The sequence below is a fragment of the Terriglobales bacterium genome, assembly GCA_035691485.1.
GTDB lineage: Bacteria > Acidobacteriota > Terriglobia > Terriglobales > Acidobacteriaceae > JAIQGF01.
Map to the genome: position 1 here is coordinate 1 of DASSIZ010000012.1, position 17818 is coordinate 17818.

At 61.9% G+C, this 17818-nt stretch carries 15 protein-coding genes and 1 tRNA gene; 7 read left to right on the forward strand and 9 right to left on the reverse strand.

The genetic code is table 11. The annotated features are described in order from the left end of the window. Positions 1 to 169 precede the first annotated feature (169 nt). The 4 genes from VFI82_01390 to VFI82_01405 all read right to left on the reverse strand — a co-directional run bounded on the left by VFI82_01390 (position 170) and on the right by VFI82_01405 (position 3928). Complete coding sequence (locus VFI82_01390) at positions 170 to 1960, reverse strand: ABC transporter ATP-binding protein (GenBank protein HET7183308.1); 1791 nt, start codon at positions 1958 to 1960, stop codon at positions 170 to 172. Between the two features lie 88 nt (positions 1961 to 2048). Beyond that, positions 2049 to 2588, reverse strand: a complete 540-nt coding sequence (locus VFI82_01395) for a cytochrome c (protein ID HET7183309.1) — start codon at positions 2586 to 2588, stop codon at positions 2049 to 2051. 2 nt (positions 2589 to 2590) lie between these two features. Beyond that, positions 2591 to 2947 carry a cupredoxin domain-containing protein gene (locus VFI82_01400; protein HET7183310.1) on the reverse strand — a complete coding sequence of 119 codons (357 nt, stop codon included), beginning with the start codon at positions 2945 to 2947 and terminating at the stop codon, positions 2591 to 2593. Between the two features lie 9 nt (positions 2948 to 2956). Further along, positions 2957 to 3928 (reverse strand): metallophosphoesterase, encoded by a 972-nt coding sequence (locus VFI82_01405; GenBank protein HET7183311.1) that lies wholly within the window; start codon positions 3926 to 3928, stop codon positions 2957 to 2959. A 109-nt stretch (positions 3929 to 4037) separates the two neighbouring features. Between VFI82_01405 and VFI82_01410 the strand changes: the two genes are divergently transcribed. Beyond that, positions 4038 to 4601, forward strand: a complete 564-nt coding sequence (locus VFI82_01410; GenBank protein HET7183312.1) for a sigma-70 family RNA polymerase sigma factor — start codon at positions 4038 to 4040, stop codon at positions 4599 to 4601. Next, positions 4598 to 5362 carry a zf-HC2 domain-containing protein gene (locus tag VFI82_01415; protein ID HET7183313.1) on the forward strand — a complete coding sequence of 255 codons (765 nt, stop codon included), beginning with the start codon at positions 4598 to 4600 and terminating at the stop codon, positions 5360 to 5362. Before VFI82_01410 ends, VFI82_01415 begins: the two co-directional genes overlap by 4 nt. Positions 5363 to 5462: 100 nt before the next feature. Here VFI82_01415 and lptF read toward each other — a convergent pair whose 3' ends face one another. Continuing rightward, positions 5463 to 7787 carry an LPS export ABC transporter permease LptF gene (gene lptF / locus VFI82_01420; GenBank protein ID HET7183314.1) on the reverse strand — a complete coding sequence of 775 codons (2325 nt, stop codon included), beginning with the start codon at positions 7785 to 7787 and terminating at the stop codon, positions 5463 to 5465. A gap of 135 nt (positions 7788 to 7922) precedes the next feature. Between lptF and VFI82_01425 the strand changes: the two genes are divergently transcribed. Then, positions 7923 to 10205, forward strand: a complete 2283-nt coding sequence (locus VFI82_01425; protein ID HET7183315.1) for a glycoside hydrolase family 57 protein — start codon at positions 7923 to 7925, stop codon at positions 10203 to 10205. 18 nt (positions 10206 to 10223) lie between these two features. Here VFI82_01425 and VFI82_01430 read toward each other — a convergent pair whose 3' ends face one another. From VFI82_01430 to VFI82_01445, 4 genes are read right to left on the reverse strand one after another with little or no spacing between them, the layout of a single operon-like run. Further along, a complete protein-coding gene (locus VFI82_01430; GenBank protein HET7183316.1) occupies positions 10224 to 10961 on the reverse strand; it encodes a hypothetical protein in 738 nt (245 codons plus the stop codon). A 17-nt stretch (positions 10962 to 10978) separates the two neighbouring features. Continuing rightward, positions 10979 to 11692 (reverse strand): hypothetical protein, encoded by a 714-nt coding sequence (locus tag VFI82_01435; GenBank protein HET7183317.1) that lies wholly within the window; start codon positions 11690 to 11692, stop codon positions 10979 to 10981. Then, on the reverse strand, positions 11689 to 12030 hold the full coding sequence (locus tag VFI82_01440; GenBank protein ID HET7183318.1) for a redoxin family protein: 342 nt from the start codon (positions 12028 to 12030) through the stop codon (positions 11689 to 11691). The genes VFI82_01435 and VFI82_01440 overlap by 4 nt, the downstream gene beginning before the upstream one ends. 9 nt (positions 12031 to 12039) lie before the next feature. Next, positions 12040 to 12285 (reverse strand): hypothetical protein, encoded by a 246-nt coding sequence (locus tag VFI82_01445; protein HET7183319.1) that lies wholly within the window; start codon positions 12283 to 12285, stop codon positions 12040 to 12042. Positions 12286 to 12463: 178 nt separating this feature from the next. Between VFI82_01445 and eno the strand changes: the two genes are divergently transcribed. From eno to VFI82_01465, 4 genes are all read left to right on the forward strand, one after another. Continuing rightward, the gene (eno, locus tag VFI82_01450; GenBank protein ID HET7183320.1) at positions 12464 to 13774 is read left to right on the forward strand and encodes a phosphopyruvate hydratase; all 1311 of its coding nucleotides are present in this window, start codon (positions 12464 to 12466) and stop codon (positions 13772 to 13774) included. Positions 13775 to 13886: 112 nt separating this feature from the next. After that, on the forward strand, positions 13887 to 15497 hold the full coding sequence (gpmI, locus tag VFI82_01455; protein HET7183321.1) for a 2,3-bisphosphoglycerate-independent phosphoglycerate mutase: 1611 nt from the start codon (positions 13887 to 13889) through the stop codon (positions 15495 to 15497). Positions 15498 to 15663: 166 nt separating this feature from the next. Beyond that, positions 15664 to 17559 (forward strand): PAS domain S-box protein, encoded by a 1896-nt coding sequence (locus tag VFI82_01460; protein ID HET7183322.1) that lies wholly within the window; start codon positions 15664 to 15666, stop codon positions 17557 to 17559. Positions 17560 to 17645: 86 nt separating this feature from the next. Then, positions 17646 to 17722: transfer RNA gene (locus VFI82_01465), tRNA-Met, on the forward strand. Positions 17723 to 17818: the final 96 nt, after the last annotated feature.

Genomic DNA, 17818 nt, shown 5'->3' on the forward strand with positions numbered 1-17818 from the left:
TGGAGCTTGAGGTCTTCCGCCTCGTAAACCACGCCCATGCCGCCGCCGCCCAACTTGCGTAGGACGTGGTAATGAGAGATGGTGCTGCCCACCATAGACCACCCACACGACGGGCATGGTATTGCGGGCGCGCCATGGGAGTCAACGAGGAACGTTCCTACAAAATTCGCTAGACCGTCTCGAGTTCTTCTTCCAGAAGTTGCTTGTTGTACAGGTCGGTGTAGTAGCCGTTCAGCGCGAGTAGCTCCTCGTGCGTGCCCAATTCCACGATGCTTCCATCGTGCAGCACGGCGATGCGATCGGCGTTGCGGACGGTGGAGACGCGATGGGAGATGAAGATGGTGGTGCGGCCGCGCATCACCTCGCGCAGGTGGTTCAGGATCTTTTCCTCGGTGTAGGTGTCAACGCTGGAGAGCGCGTCGTCGAGCACCATGATGCGCGGGTCGCGGATCAGAGCGCGCGCAATCGCGGTGCGCTGCTTCTGTCCGCCCGAGAGGGTGATGCCGCGCTCCCCGACCATGGTGTTGTACTTTTCCGGAAAGGCTTGGATCTCGGAGGCGATGTTGGCGCCCTGCGCAGCCTGCACCACGTCCCCGTCGGAAGAACTCTCCACGCCGAAGGCGATGTTCTCGCGCACCGTGTCGCTAAATAGAAAGGTCTCCTGCGGAACGAAGCCAATATTTCTCCGTAGCCACGCGAGCGGGAAGTCGCGGATGGGACGGCCATCGAGCAGGATGGCGCCTTCGGGCGCGTCGTACACGCGCGGAATCAGGCTGACCAGGGTGGATTTTCCAGAGCCGGTGGGACCGACGATGGCGAGACTGCTGCCGGCGGGAATCTTCAGATTCACGTCCCTCAGCACGGAGGTCCCGTTATAGCCGAAACTCAGGTTGCGGAATTCCAGCTCACCACGAATTTCCGGGGCGGACCGCTGCCCGACGTCATCCGCGCCGACGAGCGAACTCGCTGCAACGGCCGACTGTGCGGCTGCGGGTGGAGGGGCGTCGGCGACTTCCGGCTTCTGGTTGAAGATGTCCTGGATGCGCACCATGGAGGCGGTGCCGCGCTGGAAAATATTAATCACCCAGCCGAGCGCGATGATCGGCCAGGTGAGCTGGACCATGTAGGTGTTGAAGGCGACGAAACTGCCGACAGTGATGTGCCCCTTCAATACTTCGCGCCCGCCGAGCCAAAGCACCAGCACCACGGCGAGTCCAAGAACAAATTCCAGCGTCGGCCAGAGCATGCCCATCAGACGGACCAGTTTGAGGCTGCGGCGGATGTACTCCTGGTTGGCGGTCTCGAAACTGGCGACCTCGGCTTCTTCCTGCGCAAAGGCGCGGACGATGCGGGCGCCGGAAAAGTTTTCCTGCGCGCGGGCGGAGATGTCGGAAAAGCTGGCCTGGATTCTTTCGAAGCGTTCGTGAATACGGCGCCCGAAATACTGGACCACGATGCTGAGGAAGGGCAGCGGCGCGTAGGTGTACAGCGTCAGCCTGGGGCTGATTTTGATCATGATGGCGAGCGCAAAGGCGCTGAGCACCAGGGTGTTGGCGGTGTACATGATGCCGGGGCCGAGCAGGTTACGGACGGCATTCAGGTCGTTGGTCGCGCGCGCCATGATGTCGCCGGTGCGCATACGCTGGTAGTAGGAATAGGAAAGCCGTTCCAGGTGAGCGAAGAGATCGTTGCGCAGGTCGAATTCAATGTCGCGGGAGATGCCGATCATCACCCAGCGCGTCAGGAACTGAAAGATGCCCTTCATGGCGACGATCAGCACCAGCAGCAACGCCCAGATGAGCAGCTTGTGCGGCATGACCGAGGCGGGCAGCTTGCCGTCGTGCCAGCCCTGCAGGTCGTCGACCGCGCCGCGAATGGCCAGCGGGCCCAGGATCCAGATGCCGTTGTTGAACAGCACCGTGACCGCGCCGAAGACATAGCCTCGGCGGTACCGGTTCATGTACGGAAATAGCGGTCGGAGTTCCTTCACCATGGACGAGAATTAGATGTGATTGTAGCAGCGCCGGCTTCAGAGGCTTGCCTAGTGGCTATCGTTTCGGGGCCGGATCGCCGCTGTACATCGCGGGTTCGCCCAGGCTGCCCTTAGCCGGAAGGTGGCGCAGGTAGGTGACAATTTCCCACATCTCCTCGTCGCGCAGGATGCCTTTGGCCGCCGGCATTCCCGACGGGCTGAGCCCATTGTTAATGACCCACTTGAGCTGCCCGTCGGTATATGCCTGCACCGCGGGGGAATTCAATTCCGGGATAGGCGGTGACATGGCGGCGGCAAAGGGAACGCCGGTAGTCTGGCCATCGAGTCCATGGCAAGCGGCGCAGTACGACGAAAACGCCTGTTGGCCGCGGTGGATATTTTCCGGAGTCGCAGGCACGGGGTTTGGATCCTTGGCGCCGCCGACAGTCAGGCGTCGCTTGACCGATGTCATGATTGCCGTCTCGGTGCTGCCCGGCGCGCGCACGCTGCAGGCGGTGAGCACCAGCAAGAACGTCGCGCCGATCAGGAAACCCAATCCCCTCCCTAGCCCAACCCGGGCCAGGGTGCGCCGCCCGCTTGTAATAGGCCAGAGCACAACTACTCCACAACGATCTTCATGTTCATCGCGGCGTGATTCACACCGCAGAAGTGGTCGCAGATGAGCAGGTAAGTGCCGGCCGTCTGCGGGGTCAGATTGACCTCGGTGGTCTTGCCGGGCTCGATGATTTCGTCAATCTTCAGCGGCTTGAGAAAGAAGCCGTGGGTGACGTCGGCGCTGGTCAGCATCAGTTTGACCGGCTCGCCCTTTTTCAGGGTGATCTGGTTAGGACTGAACTCAAAACGCTTGGCGGTAATGTTGATGACCTTGGGATCCTGGGCCCGGGTGCCACGCGGGGCGAGCGCGAACACAGCCAGTGCGACAAGCATCGTGATTAGAATTCGGCGGGGCGACATGACTCTCTCCTATAACGTTGGGTTTTTCAGAACCTGCTGGATGCCGTTCAACCCGGAATATTCGCGCAGGGTAAGCTCCACATCGCGGACGGTAATGGGCTGCTTGGGAGCGGCGTTTACCACGCGGATACCGAGGTTCTTGAAGGGCGCATCCTTGTCGAACGGATAAGGCTTCTTGACTGGGGCTGTGGGCTCCGGAAAAGCGAAGATGAGCGAGCGCGCGGCATAGTGATGAGCGTGGCCGACCTCGTGCTCGTCATCGCGGTGAATGTGCCCGTAGAGCACGGTGACATTCTCATAGCCGGCGAGCGCGTTCATGACGTCGTCGCCATCGCTGGTGAACCACTCCCACTCCGGCTTAAGGTCAAACAGCGGCCGATGGGTGAACACCACGATGGGCGCGGATTTCGGGAAGCGCGCCAGGTCTTTTTTCATCCAGGCGATCTGCTCGGAGCCAACTTCGGGCTTGGCGCGAGAAACGTTGTCGAGCGCGATGAAGTGAATGCCGCGGTGATCGAAAGAGTAGTTGGTGGGCCCGTAGTTTTCGCGGAAGAGCGCACCGCCGTCCAGGCCGGCATCATGCTCGCCGGGCACGCACATGAGTTTCTTGGCCGTGAGGCGCCCGGCAATCTCGCGAAAGTCCTTCATGCGCTTGGCGTGAACATCCTTGTCCTCGCTGTCGTGAGTCAGGTCGCCGGTGAAGAGCACGAGGTCAGGCTGGTGCGGCAGGGCATTGACCATCTCGACGGCACGCTCGAAAGCCTTGGTGCCGAGCGGGTCGGGAGGGCCGTTAAAGCCCACGTGCGCATCGCTCAATTGAACGAAAGAAAAAGGTGTAATCGCTTCGCCATTGTTGCGTCCCAACATGCGAAAGGTCTCGGCAGCCTCGGCGGTGGCGATCGGCGCCACCTGGTAGAGCACGCCGATGCCGAGCGCGGCGCCTGAAATCCTTAGAAACGAGCGGCGGTCGACGTCTTTCATGTGGTCCTCCCATTGCTGCTTCGGCGTGTAAAACCGGGCAGGGGACGGTTTATTCCCGGTGCGCGAAGAAAAATTGGGGAATAGAATCCAGGTTCGGCGGTTATCCAATATGTGGAAGTTGCGGAACCCAGGAAACAACTCGGAGTTCGAAGCGCTCGCCCTGCCGCTATTCGAGTCGCTGTATAACTTCGCGCACTGGCTGGCGCAGGACCGGCATGATGCCGAGGACCTGGTGCAGGAGACCTACGCCAAGGCGCTGAGAGGCTTCGCTTCCTTCCAGCTGGGAACGAATTTTCGGGCCTGGATGTTCAAGATCCTGCGCAACACGTTCCTGACCTCGCGCAGCGGCCTGGCGAGCACGAACACGGAGCCGCTGGAACCCGGCGATGAGGACCGGTTGCTGCCGGTTTCGTCGCATACGCCGGAGACGGTGGTCATCACCAACGATCTCGGCGAGGCGCTGCAAGGGGCCATCGAGGCGCTGCCGGTGCCGTTCCGTGAAGTGCTGCTGCTGGCTGACGTGGAAGAAATGTCGTACCAGGAAATTGCCGAAGCATTGACCATACCGATCGGGACGGTGATGTCGCGCCTGGCCCGGGCGCGCAAGGCGGCGCGGCAGAAGTTGGTCGAATCCGGCTACGAGCAGCGGAAAGGACGAGCGAGCCGGGGATGAAAGACATTATGAATTGCGAAGTGTGGCAAGGAAAACTCGACGCGTATGCCGACGCGGAGCTTCCTCCGGAGACCATGCGGTCCATGGCGGAGCATTTGTCCGGCTGCCCGGTCTGCACGGCAGAGATGGTGCAGATCATGCAGCAAAAAAAGATTACGGCGATGGCCGGAAAGCGGTACAGCCCGGCGCCGGAGTTCCGCGCGCGCGTGCTGCGCGGCATCGCCCCTCCACGCCGCGGGTGGCAGTGGGCATTCGCATTGGCGACCGCAGTGGCGGCGGTCGTGGTCATCGGTTTGGGATTGGCCATCGTGCTTCCGGCGCGGACGGCGGCGCGTAATCAGCTGATCGCGGGAGTGGTGGATCGTCACGTCACCGCCCTGGCAAGCGCGTCGCCGGTGGACGTGATTTCGACCGACCGGCACACCGTGAAACCTTGGTTCCAGGGAAAGCTGCCATTCACCTTCAATTTGCCGGAGCTGGCCGGTTCACCGTACACGCTGGTCGGCGGGCGGATGGTGTTTGTCCGCGGTGAAGCGGGCGCGCACTTGATATGCGACGTTCGTAAGCACCACATGTCGGTGCTGATTTTCGAGGACCGCGGCGATTTTGCGCGGCTGCTGCCGGCGTCGGAAGAGCCGGAGCACGCGCGTTCCTTCAACGTCGAGACTTGGAGTCAAGCCGGCCTGCGCTATTTCGTGGTCAGCGACGCGTCGGCCGACGATGTCAGCGGCCTGGCGGGACTGCTGAAGCAGGCGAATTAACCGTGGCTAGCAGTACGGGCCAGTGGCCAGTGCGAATCCAAATACGAGCTACTAAGCGTTTACTTTTGAACAGTGCAAAGTTGATAGTTAAAGTTAAGCACTAAGTCGGTACCTTCAAGATCATGTACCCGCCCGCCAGGGCGAAGAGCACGTCGGGCGACCAGGCCGCCAGCGTGGGCGGAAGCTGGTTGGTGTTGCCCATCGCCTCGAACAATCCCGAGATAACGAAGTAAACGGCGGCAATGCCGATGGCAGTGGCCACTCCGGCCAGCGCGCCTCGGCGTCCGGCGGAGAGTGCAAACGGCACCGCCAGCACCGCCATGACGAAGGTGATAATCGGGAAAGCGAATTTCTTCTGCAACTGCACCCGCAGCCTGACGACATCGAATCCGCTCTGTTGCAGGTCGTGGATGTAGCTTTTCAGCTCCGCATAATTCATCTCCGAAGACTGTTTCACTTCCTTCTTGAAATAGCCGGGAGGCTCGCGGAGTTCGGCAAAAGTTTCGACGTCGAACGGTTGAAATTCCTCGATGGCGGAGCCGCGGAAGGAGCGTGTCCATCCTTGCTCGAAAACCCATTTTTGCAGAGTCTCAGACCAGTGCGCGCGGGTGGCATAGATGCGCTTGGTCAGTTCGAAAGTCTTGGGATCGAACTCGAAGATGGAGACACTGCCGAAGCGATTGGCGTCGGCGTCGAAAAATTCGTAGTAATAAATGTCGGAATGCTGGCCGAAAATCCACTTGCGGTCGGGGCGCAGGTAGGTCTGCGCGGGCTTGCCCTTGATCTGGTTGCGCAACGCGTCCTGCCGCTTATTGGCGTGGGGAAGGTAGAGGTTCTCGAAAAAGAAGAGCCCTGTGGCGAGGACGGCCGCGATGATCACCACCGGCAGGATCACGCGATAGATACTGATCCCGGTGGCCTTCATGGCGGTGATCTCATTGGCCTTCTGCATCAGGCCAAAGGTCACCAGCACGGCGAGCAGCACGCTAATGTGGGTGCTGTTGTAGATGAAGTACGGGGTCACATTCACCAGGTATTGCCCAACCAGCACCAGCGGGACGCGATTGCGCACGATGTCACCGAGCAGCTCGAAGAAGGTGAAGACGAGCAGGAGCATCAGGAACGTGCTCAGGATCATGCCCAGGTAAACGAAGAAGTCGCGCAGGATATAGTCGTCAAGGATGAGAGGAAAGCGCGCGCTGAAGACGCGCTTGCGGTTGGCCGCGCGCTCGAAGGCCCCGCCCTCGCCGCGCCGGGCGCCTGCCGGGACATGTGCCTTGAAGATACGAAGCAGCATGGCCCAGAGATTGCGCACGTTAAAGTAATCCACCTGCACGCGCTCGGACCGCCACAGCAGAAAGAGACCGCCGACAAAGAAAACGAAATTGCCCAGCCATAAACCTGGTCCGGCGGAGATCTTGCCCTGCCGCGCCATCGACATTCCGGCTAGCGACAAGAAGTAATAAATGAAGACCAGCCCGATGGTGAGCACAAAGCCGGTGCTCTTGCCGCCCTTCTTGGCGGACAGTCCCAGCGGGATGCCAACCAGCGCCAGCACAATGCAGGCAGTGGGCAAGGCCAGGCGGCGGTGAAACTCGATGTCGTAGGCGCGGCTCTGCGGTCCGTTGGCGCGCGCGCGTTGCAACAACTCCGACGTGCTCATCTCGGCCGCAGGCGTGACCGCCGTGGCGGGATTTTGCACCACCGGAAGCTGGATCGGGACGTCGGTCTCGTTGAAGGTGGAAATGGCGTACTGGTCCGGTTGACGCGGAACGGTTTCGTGCTCCGATCCGTTCTCCAAGTGCAGCCGCAGCTTGTCGACGCCTTCGCTGACGGCGATGCCCTTGCGCGCCAGGGTAATCTTCGGCGCGGAAGAGTTGCTGATATCGGCGACGAATACGCCCTTCCACAGCGCTGCGCCTTCGCCGCTGCTGGCGTCCTGGACGTAGAGCACCAGGTTCTTAAAGTCTTCGTAGAACACGCGGGGCTGGATTTCAAACGATACCTGGCTGCTCTTGAGCCGATTTTGCAGGCGCGCCAGGGCGGTCGCCGAGCGCGGGGCGACGAACACATTGTTCACCAGCGCCAGTACCCAGGCAATACTCACGAAGATGGCCAGGATGCGAACGAACGCGCCGGGACCGACGCCGCTGGCGCGCATGGCGGTGATCTCGCTGTCGGCGGCCAGGCGGCTGAGACCGATCAGGATTCCGACCAGGACCGCCATGGGAATGGTGACCGTAAGCGCTCCCGGCAGGGTGAGAAAAAAGATTTCGGCAACACTGGGCAGGGGCGCGCTGTTGCGCACCACCACTTCCAGGATGCGCTCCAGGTCCCGCAGGAATATAACGAAGGTGAAGACGGCCGCGCCGATGAGCGCGTGCGAGAGCACTTCGCGCAAGATGTAGCGGGTCAGGATGCGCATCGGAAGCTTGTGTTTACGCGGGCCTCAGGGCCAGTCTAGCACGAGGTTTTGCCACTCGTTGACCGACTGCATTACTCTTGAATCCGCCTGGTAAGCTGCCCAAGACCGCTAACCGGCAATAACCGGGGACCGTCCATGCCTACACTTGGCGTCGCCATCCTCTGGCACATGCACCAGCCCTTCTACAAGGACCTGGTAAGCGGAGAGTATCGCCTGCCCTGGGTGCGAATGCATGCGTTGAAGGACTATTACGGCATGGTGAAGCTGCTGGACGAGTTTCCCAATGTCCATCAGACCTTCAACCTGGTGCCGTCTTTGGTCGCGCAGATTGAGGACTATGTTGCCGGCACAGCCCGCGATCCCTTCCTGAACATCGCCATCAAGCCGGCGGCGGAACTGGAACCGCAGGAGCGCCGGTTCGCCCTCGACTACCTGTTTTATGCCAACCCGACGCAGATGATCGGACGCTACCCGCGTTATCGCGAACTGTGGGAGTTGTTCCGCGGCGCGGGGCAGGAGTCAGCGCGCGCCGAGCGGCTTTTCCAAACGCAGGATTTCACTGACCTGCAGGTGCTCTCGCAACTGGCGTGGTTCGATGAATTCTTTCTCGAGCAGCCGGATGTGGCGGCAGTCGTCAAGAAGGGACGGAAGTTTTCGCGGGACGACCAGGAGTTCGTCACCGCCAAGCAGCGCGAAATCCTTGCCTCGGTGCTGCCCGCTTATGCGGCGGCGGCCAAGCGCGGCGGAATCGAGATCTCCACTTCGCCGTTCTACCATCCCATCCTGCCGCTGCTCTGCGACACCGACCAGGGCGCTGTCTCGCACCCCGGGCTGCCCCTGCCGGAATGCCCGTACCGCCACCCGGAGGACGCGCGCGAGCAACTGCTGCGTGGCCTCGATCAGAGCGAGCGTGTCTTTGGCGTTCGGCCGCGCGGGGTGTGGCCGTCGGAAGGCAGCGTCTCCGAGCAGGTGGTAGAGATCGCCGCCAAGTGCGGGGTCCAGTGGATGGCGACGGATGAAGGCGTGCTCGGCCGCACGCTCCACTTCAACTTCGCGCGCGACGCCCACGGCCAGCTCGACGCCGGCGGCGCCGAACGTCTCTACGCGCCCTACCTTTACGAGAAGGGCGCGACCAGGATGAACCTGGTCTTCCGCGATCACGCCTTGTCCGACCTGATCGGGTTCGTGTACTCGGGCATGAATGCGAAGGACGCGGCCCATCACTTGATACAAAACATCAAGGCGGCCGCCGAGCCCGTGCTGCAGCAGGGAAGCGATGCGCTGGTGCCGGTAATCCTCGATGGCGAGAACGCCTGGGAGTACTACCCGCGCTCAGGACGCGAATTCCTGCGCCGCGTCTACGACGCGCTGCAGCATGACCCCGAAATCGAGGCGGTCACGGTGAGCGAGGCCATCGAGCGTCATCGTGACGTGCCGCGGCTCCGTTCGCTGGTGCCGGGATCGTGGATTAACGCCAACTTCGATGTCTGGATCGGCGCGCCTGAGGACAACAAATCCTGGGATTACCTGGCTGCGGCGCGCGCCTTCTTTGCCCAGGCTGCGCCCATGGCGGCGGAGGAAAAGCGGCGGCTGGCATTCGAGGAAATCCTGATCGCCGAGGGAAGCGACTGGAACTGGTGGTACGGGCCGGAGCATCATTCCGCCAACGACCGCGACTTTGATGAACTCTATCGCAAGCACCTGTCCAACATTTATCAAACCCTGGGCGCCGCGCCCCCGGTGTACCTGGCACAGCCGATATCGAGGGGAGCGGCTCGCCCGCTTTTTGCGCCACAGACCGCCTACATCCACCCGCGGGTGCAAGCCGGCTTCAAACGCTACTTCGACTGGATCGGCGCGGCCATGTACAGCGCCGATCGCCACGCCGGCGCGATGCACGGAAAGGTTTTTCTCCTCGACGCGATTTACGCCGGCATCGATGACGACAATCTCTATGGACGGCTGGATTTCATTGCCGGAGTTCCGGAAGATGAGTTTGACCTGGTTGTGACCTGCGATCGCACCGATCCCGCCGCCAAAGCCGAAGCCGTGGGGCCGGGCGGGACACGAAAGTCGATGAGCGGCGCCGTTTCACCCTCGCTGCGGCTGGAAGCGCATGTGGCGCAGCGCAAGATCCGAGCATGGCGCCTGCACCCTTCCGACTCGAACACAGACATTGCCGGCTCCGACGGGACGCACAACAACGCCGTCCGGGTCACGTTGGACAAGAATCTCGAATTCCAAATTCCGCTGGCCATGGTCGGCGCGCGCCTGGGCCACACCCTTCGGCTGCGTTTCAGCATCTGGCGCGACCGGCTACCGCTGGATGCTCTGCCGGTGGAAGGAACAATGGACCTGCCGATCGTGACGGAAGAGGAGATGTCGGCCGGCGCCATGAACTACAGCGCCTCCAGTTAGGATAACGTCACCCGGCGTTCATCTGCCGGAAACGCGCTCCCAGCGCGGCGGCCGGCCTTGGACGGGACACTCTGCCCGGTACAACTCCACCGTGAAGCGCGGCTTCTGGTTGGGCGGCGGCGGCAGGTCGTACACGACGCTGGCGGTCATTGACTTCGCAGCAAGAGTGGTGCCGCAAGTGTCATCGTAGATCTGGCCGAAATCTTCGACCGTCGCCAGCCTGTCCTTGTCGAACACGACCAACTTCGCAATGCGAATCACCTGGCCCTGATCGACCCGCCCGCCGCCGAGCAGCAGTTCATTCTTGTGATCGGCGTTCAAGTCAAAGGTGCCCAGGATCGCGTCCGGCCAAGTCACGTCCGCTTTTGCGGTGAACGCGCCCGCGGTGAACACAACCAGGCGCCGCACTGGCTCCGCTTCGCGCTCGCACCGGCCCACTTCAACCAGGTACACGGCCTGCTTCAGTCCGGCAGCGGTAAACGACCCATCCGCTGACCCGCCGATTTGTGCCGAACTCTCCGGCCGGCAGTTCGGGACCGACGCAACATGCATGGCGGCAGAAATCACCTTCGCTTTTGTGGTTTCGTCGATGGCAGGCGGCGCCGGCGGCAGGTTGCGGAAGTCGTAGAGCACTTTCTTATCGAGCGCGGAGAATCCCGTGCCGGAACGCGAATACGGCTCGCGGTTGCAGCCGATGAGCGCCATCGCCAGGCAGGCGAGAGCAGGGAGAAAAAAGATGGGTGCGGCCGCGCGCATGACCGCACCCATTGTAATTATTGTGCGTCGCTGCCGGCGCCCAGCGACATGGGCCGGCTGAGCTCGAACTCGATTTCCGTTCCCGCGGGAAGCGTGGCGGAACGGGTCTTGATGAGCCAATGGACAGCCGAGGCCGTGGCCCCCACGCCGGCGCCGATCAAGGCCCCTTCGGGACCAGCGATCAGCGAGCCGCCAAGCGCTCCGCCGCCGGCAGCAAGACCGGTTTCCTTCCAGTCGCCGCCGTCGTGACCGCGTCCCTTGAGCTGGCCTTCGTCATTCACGTCCACCTCCGGCCTCGCATTCGTGTCCACCACGACCGCGGTGAAGGAGAAGCGATTGCCGTTCGGCATCACGATGGTATCGGGCCGCAGGTCGATGGTTGGCTTTCCCCAGATGCGCCGACGCTCACTGGCGCGCGCGATGCGTCCTTCCAGCGCGGCGCCGACCGGAACAATCGTACGGCCCTGGAATTTGACCGCCTCCGTAACCAGTCCGGAGAAGCGATCGCCGGCCTTGCTGGTGCGCGTGGAGATAGTGGTCTCCAATCTCATTTTCACCGCGGTGCCGGCCGGCAGGCTGGCGGTCAGGCCCACCGATGGCGTGGGCTCAGGATTGAGCGCTTCCGGCGCCGGCGAGCCGCGCATCTCGGCCAGTTGAACCGTCGATGAGGTTTGAGCGGCTACGGAACTCGCCATGCCTGCGCACAGCACCAAGATCAGCAAGTTTTTCATTTGGTCTCCTTCGAATGGAGCACTTCCAGAATTGCCTGCACCGGCATGCGGTCGTGCTGGTCCATGCCGACATAGATCATGAGAATCTTTCCTTCACGGTTGACCACGAACGTCGCCGGATGCGCGATGTTGAAGGCGTCGCGACCCAAGGCGTGGTACACGCCGTACGCCTTGGTGACGCGGCGGTCTTCGTCGAGCAGGAAGGGATAGGAAACCGGGTGCTCGGCAAGAAATTTTTCTGGCCGAAACATACCGCCCCGCTTTTCCGCCGCGACGTACACCAGCGATGCTCCTCCCAGTTCCTGCCTGAGCGGCTCGAACTGAGCCATGCGCTTCACGCAGTTCGGTCACCAGGTGCCGCGCAGGAACTCAATGACCACCGGCCCGCGCTGCAACAACTGGGCCAGCGATATTTCACCCATGCCGTTCGCGGAAGACAGCGTGAAGTCGGGCGCGCGGTCCCCGAGGTTCAGCGTTGAGCTGTGCTGCGCCATCACTGGCGAATGTAGACTGGCGGTGCGAGCGGAACAATAACCGAGGAGGTTCGGCGGCGCTCCAGCGCGAGCGAACACGCACGCCATGCGCCGCCCCATCGACCACCGCCCACGCGGTCGTTATAATCCTCGGTTTCGAGATTGCGTGGCGAAAACCTATACAGGCACGGGCTACATCACGGGACGGCCGATGGAGTTTTCGTCCGGCCATCCGAACTCTTCTTATCTTCCCAGGCGTAGAGCGGTTGCGCCCGAGTCATCTCTCACGGAGACAGTCATGACCAACATTGCTGAAATACGCGGGCGCCAGGTGCTGGACTCGCGCGGCAATCCCACCGTGGAAGCCGAGGTGTGGCTTTCCGGCGGCGCCATGGCGCGTGCCATCGTTCCCAGCGGCGCCTCCACCGGCGAGCACGAAGCGGTGGAACTGCGCGACGGCGATGCGGTCGCCTACCAGGGTAAGGGCGTGCTCAAAGCCGTGGAGAACGTCAATGGCGAGATTGCCGACGCGCTCGCCAACCTGGATGCCGCCGAGCAGCAAACCATCGACAACAAGATGATCGAACTCGATGGCACGGAGAACAAGGGACGGCTCGGGGCAAACGCCATCCTTGCGGTTTCCATGGCGTGTGCCCGGGCAGCGGCGGAGGCCTTCAAGATGCCGCTCTACCGCTACCTGGGCGGCATCAACGCCACGCTGCTGCCGTGCCCGATGATGAACATCCTCAACGGCGGAGCGCACGCCGATAATAATGTTGACTTCCAGGAATTCATGGTCATGCCGGTGGGCGCTGAAACCTTCGAGGAAGCGCTGCGCTGGGGCGTGGAGGTCTTTCACACGCTCAAAGGAGTGCTGAAGAAGCGTGGCTACAACACTGGGGTCGGCGATGAGGGCGGCTTCGCACCGTCACTCAAGTCGAACGTGGAAGCCATCGAGGTGGTGCTCGAGGCGATCACGCAGGCAGGGTACAGCGCCGGTGAAGACATTGCCATCGCCCTGGATCCTGCCGCCAGCGAATTCTTTCAGAACGGTAAATATGTCTTCAAGAAGTCGGACCGGTCCGAGCACTCCTCCGACGACATGGTCCGCTTCTGGTCGAAGTGGGCCCGGGATTACCCCATCGTTTCCATCGAGGACGGTCTTGCGGAAGATGATTGGGAAGGCTGGGCGGCGCTGACCAAGGAGTTGGGAAGCCGCATCCAGCTGGTCGGCGACGACCTGTTCGTCACCAACGTTGACCGGCTGGAGCGCGGGATCGATCTTGGCGTGGCCAATTCCATTCTCGTCAAAGTCAACCAGATTGGAACCATCAGCGAGACCCTGGACGCGATCGACCTGGCACGGCGCAACGGTTACACCTGCGTCATCTCGCACCGCTCGGGCGAAACCGAGGACACGTTCATCGCCGACCTGGCGGTAGCCACCGGCGCCGGACAAATCAAGACCGGCTCGGCGTCGCGCACCGACCGCGTTGCCAAGTACAACCAGTTGCTTCGAATCGAGGAAGACTTGGGCGATGCCGCGCGCTTCCTAGGCCTGGAGGCAATTAACTATCACGGCGAACTCGCCGGCGGAGCGGGGGCATGAAAGACTGATCTTGAGACCTTCGCGTCCTTTGGGGTTGATTCTTTGTTGCCGAATTCTTGTTCCTTCGCGTGTATCCGTGGTTAGTTTCGTGATAGCGGAAGGCTGATAGCTGATGGCTAGACCCAAACCTCTCGTCCTCATCATCCTCGACGGCTGGGGCTACGCGCCGCCCTCCAAAGCCAATGCCATTTCACTCGCGCGCAAGCCGGTATACGAGAAACTGCTCGGGGACTACCCCAACACTCTGATCCACACCAGCGGGCGTTTTGTCGGCTTGCCCGAAGGGCAGATGGGGAACAGCGAGGTCGGGCACCTCAACATCGGCGCCGGCCGCGTAGTGTACATGGACATTACCCGCATTGACCTGATGATCGAGAAGGGCGGCTTTTTCACGAATCCTGTGCTGATGGAGGCCATGAAGCAGGCGCGTTCCGGCGGGCGGCGGTTGCACCTGTTCGGCCTGCTCTCCGATGGCGGCGTGCACTCGCACATCAATCACCTGTACGCGCTGCTGCGCCTGGCCAAGCAGAAGGGCGCGGAGCGCGTCTTTGTCCATTGCTTCATGGACGGGCGCGACACTCTGCCCACCAACGGCGCCGGCTACATCCAGCAACTGCAGCAGAAGATGCGTGAGTACGGCGTCGGCAAGATCGCCTCCGTCGAGGGCCGCTATTACGCCATGGACCGCGACCGCCGCTGGGAACGAGAGTTGAAGGCGTTCAATGCGATGGTGAAAGGCGCCGCCGAGGGCGGGCATTTCATCGACCCCGTTCAAGGTGTCAAAGACTCCTACAACCGCGGCGTGACCGATGAATTCATCGTTCCCTTCGTCGTTGCCGATAATCGCGGCGAGCCGCTGGCCACCATTCGCGACGAGGACGCGTGCATCTGTTTCAACTTTAGGGCTGACCGCGCGCGCCAGATTACCCGCGCTCTGGCCCGGGAGAGCGGACTTGCGCCCAACGGCGGACGCGATCTGCCTGACGCCGAGGCATTGGACGCGATCATTCCGCGCAGCGAGGTTCCCAGGAATCTGGAGTACTTGTGCATGACGCGGTACGACAAAGCGTTCACGCTTCCCTACGTCGTCCCCCCGGAAGAACTGCACAACATCCTTGCCAACGTCATGGCGAACCTGAACCTGCGCAACCTGCGTGTGGCTGAAACCGAGAAGTACGCGCACGTGACTTATTTCTTCAACGGCGGCATGGAGCAGCCATTCCCCGGCGAAGAGCGAGTGCTGGTGCCTTCACCGAAGGTGGCGACCTACGATCTGAAGCCGGAAATGAGCGCACCGGGCATTGCCGAGGCCGTCGTCAAGGCGGTCGAAAAAGGCGCCTTCGACGTGATCATCGTGAACTTTGCCAACGCGGACATGGTGGGACACTCCGGTCAGATTCCGCCGACCATCAAGGCGGTCGAGACGGTGGACGGCTGCCTGGGCGAAATTTATCGCGCGGTGCGTCAAAAAGGAGGCGCGATCATTGTCACCGCCGACCACGGTAACGCCGAGATGATGATCGATCCCGCTACCGGCGGCCCGCACACCGCGCATACCACCAACCCGGTGCCGCTCATCATTCTCAGCCAGGCAGGGAAGAGCTTCAGCTTACGCAACGATGGCGCCTTACAGGACATCTCGCCCACCATCCTTGGCCTGCTCGGCATTCCGCAACCCGGCGATATGACCGGCCAAGACCTGCGCGTGAAACCCCCGAGTTAGCCAGAGGGCCTCGCCTGGCCCTCCGCATTGCCCAAATCGGCGCGGTCACCGGAGGAATGTTCTCGGTTATAATGTGCTCACTTCCTTACTCAGGGGCTTGATTGCTGGTCACTCGCCCAAACCTCCCGTCGCGCCCGCTTCGTCCATCCCTGCCGCAGGGGGTTGCATGGGATCGGTAGCTTCGATTGCCGGGGTGCGCGAATGGTTCCTATCGCAGCGCAGCTCGAGCCCGTTCCGCTACGGATTCGCCGCGGTCATGATTCTGCTGGCATCCGGCATCACCTGGGTCATCCCGGCGCTGCACTCGCAGAATCCGGGCGCGCTGATGTTGACCGCGATCGTGCTCTCCGCCTTGTATGCCGGGCTTGGTCCGAGCCTGGTTGCGACCGCGATTTCCGCCATCATCATCGACCTGTATTTTGTCCCGCCGCATCCGGCCCAGATCCTGCCGACCGCTATTTCCGATGTCATACGCCTGCTGGTGTTCCTCATGTTGGCGCTGATCGTCAGTTCTCTCAGCGACAAGCGGCGCCGTGCCGAACGCAAACTTCGCCAGCGCGAGCAACATTTCCGGATGCTCATTGAAAATACCTCCGACGTGGTCACCGTTCTCGGCGCCGATGGCGTGGTGAAATACGAGAGCCCATCCCTGGAGCGCGTCCTCGGCTACACGCCCGCGGAGTTGATCGGCAAGAACGCCTTCTCCTATATTCATCCGGAGGATCAGCCGCACGTCGCCGGCGTGTTTCAGTCGAACCTTGACCGGACGATGGATCCCGTTCCGCCGGTGGAACTGCGGTTCCGCGCCAAAGACGGTACGTGGCGAACCCTGGAGTGTGCGGGGCAGAACCTGCTGCACGAACCCGAAGTCGCCGGTATCGTGATCCATTCCCGCGACATCACTGCCCGCAAGGAATTGATCATGGAGCAGGCGGCGCGTATTGAAGCGGAAGCCGCGCAGCGCCGTTTTCACGACTTGGTGGAAGGCCTGGATGCAATTGTCTGGGAGGCGGAGCCGGACGGGCATTTCACGTTTGTCAGCCGCCGGGCCGAGCAAATCCTGGGTTATGCGCCCGAGCAGTGGATAAAGGGCGACGGTTGGCTGCGGCACGTCTTTGCCGAAGATCGCGATCGCCTGCTCGACCTGCTGCGCAACCCCTCCGCTGCCGGCGACAACGACTGCGAATATCGCGCGGTGACTGCCGCGGGACGGCTGCTGTGGCTGCGCCTGATCGTGTATGCCATGCGCGACGACACCGGCATGGTGCGCCAGTTGCGCGGTTTGATTGTGGATGTCACCGAACGCCGCCAGGCGGAAGCGGCGCTGCGCACCAGCGAACGCCTGGCCACGACCGGCCGGTTGGCCGCCTCTATCGCCCATGAGATTAACAATCCCATGGCCGCGGTCACGAACCTGATTTACCTGATCCAGAATACCCCGGGAACGAGCGAGTCGGTGCAGCAGTACTCGCGCCTGGCACAGGAGGAACTCTCGCGCATGGCGCACATCACGCGCCAGATGCTGGGCTTCTACCGCGAGTCTTCCAAGCCGGTGCAGGTGCAGGTCACGGAATTGCTCGACAGCGTCTTTGAGTTGTACGGCCGCAAGGTGCGCAACAGCGGCGCCTCCATCGAGAAATCGTACGAGGCCGTGCCCCCGATTGATGTCTTCCCAGGAGAGATGCGGCAGGTATTCTCCAACTTGCTGCTGAATGCGCTGGACGCGGTCGGTGAAGGCGGACGGGTGCGGGTTCATGTTTACGCCTCGCGCGACTGGCGCGATCTGCGGCGTTCCGGGGTGCGCGTAGTAATCGCCGACAACGGCCCCGGCATCCGTCCCGAGTTCTGCCACCGCATCTTTGAACCTTTCTTCACTACCAAGGGACAGAAGGGAACGGGGCTGGGACTATGGGTTAGCCAGGGCATCGTCGAGAAACATCACGGATCGATTCGCGTGTACAGCGGCCGGCGTCCGGGACGTAGCGGCACCTGCTTTTCGATTTTCCTGCCCGGCGCGCAGTCCGCCGAATCCCAGGCCGCCGGCGCAGGCAGCGCCGCCTGATTTTTATTCGGGCGCGCCGCACGACGCCAAGCGCGCGCTGAGCTGGTACAGATTGACCCCCGCCATTCACATTGTTATGATCCATGTGCGGGGTGGAGCAGTCTGGTAGCTCGTTGGGCTCATAACCCAAAGGTCGGTGGTTCAAATCCACCCCCCGCAACCATCGAATGAAAGACTTTGGGGCGCTCACCAGAGAGCGCCCCTTTGAATTGTCCGTGTTCTCATTGAATGGTGACGATCTTCGCTGCAGTCTGATTCA

What these genes read in the sequence shown, in the direction of transcription:
- VFI82_01460 (HET7183322.1), top strand. Translation starts at nt 15,664, where the DNA reads ATGGGATCGGTAGCTTCGATTGCCGGGGTGCGCGAATGGTTCCTATCG.
- VFI82_01410 (HET7183312.1), top strand. Translation starts at nt 4,038, where the DNA reads ATGTGGAAGTTGCGGAACCCAGGAAACAACTCGGAGTTCGAAGCGCTC.
- VFI82_01430 (HET7183316.1), bottom strand. Translation starts at nt 10,961, where the DNA reads ATGCGCGCGGCCGCACCCATCTTTTTTCTCCCTGCTCTCGCCTGCCTG.
- eno (HET7183320.1), top strand. Translation starts at nt 12,464, where the DNA reads ATGACCAACATTGCTGAAATACGCGGGCGCCAGGTGCTGGACTCGCGC.
- gpmI (HET7183321.1), top strand. Translation starts at nt 13,887, where the DNA reads ATGGCTAGACCCAAACCTCTCGTCCTCATCATCCTCGACGGCTGGGGC.
- lptF (HET7183314.1), bottom strand. Translation starts at nt 7,787, where the DNA reads ATGCGCATCCTGACCCGCTACATCTTGCGCGAAGTGCTCTCGCACGCG.
- VFI82_01445 (HET7183319.1), bottom strand. Translation starts at nt 12,285, where the DNA reads ATGGGGCGGCGCATGGCGTGCGTGTTCGCTCGCGCTGGAGCGCCGCCG.
- VFI82_01435 (HET7183317.1), bottom strand. Translation starts at nt 11,692, where the DNA reads ATGAAAAACTTGCTGATCTTGGTGCTGTGCGCAGGCATGGCGAGTTCC.
- VFI82_01425 (HET7183315.1), top strand. Translation starts at nt 7,923, where the DNA reads ATGCCTACACTTGGCGTCGCCATCCTCTGGCACATGCACCAGCCCTTC.
- VFI82_01415 (HET7183313.1), top strand. Translation starts at nt 4,598, where the DNA reads ATGAAAGACATTATGAATTGCGAAGTGTGGCAAGGAAAACTCGACGCG.
- VFI82_01390 (HET7183308.1), bottom strand. Translation starts at nt 1,960, where the DNA reads ATGAACCGGTACCGCCGAGGCTATGTCTTCGGCGCGGTCACGGTGCTG.
- VFI82_01405 (HET7183311.1), bottom strand. Translation starts at nt 3,928, where the DNA reads ATGAAAGACGTCGACCGCCGCTCGTTTCTAAGGATTTCAGGCGCCGCG.
- VFI82_01400 (HET7183310.1), bottom strand. Translation starts at nt 2,947, where the DNA reads ATGTCGCCCCGCCGAATTCTAATCACGATGCTTGTCGCACTGGCTGTG.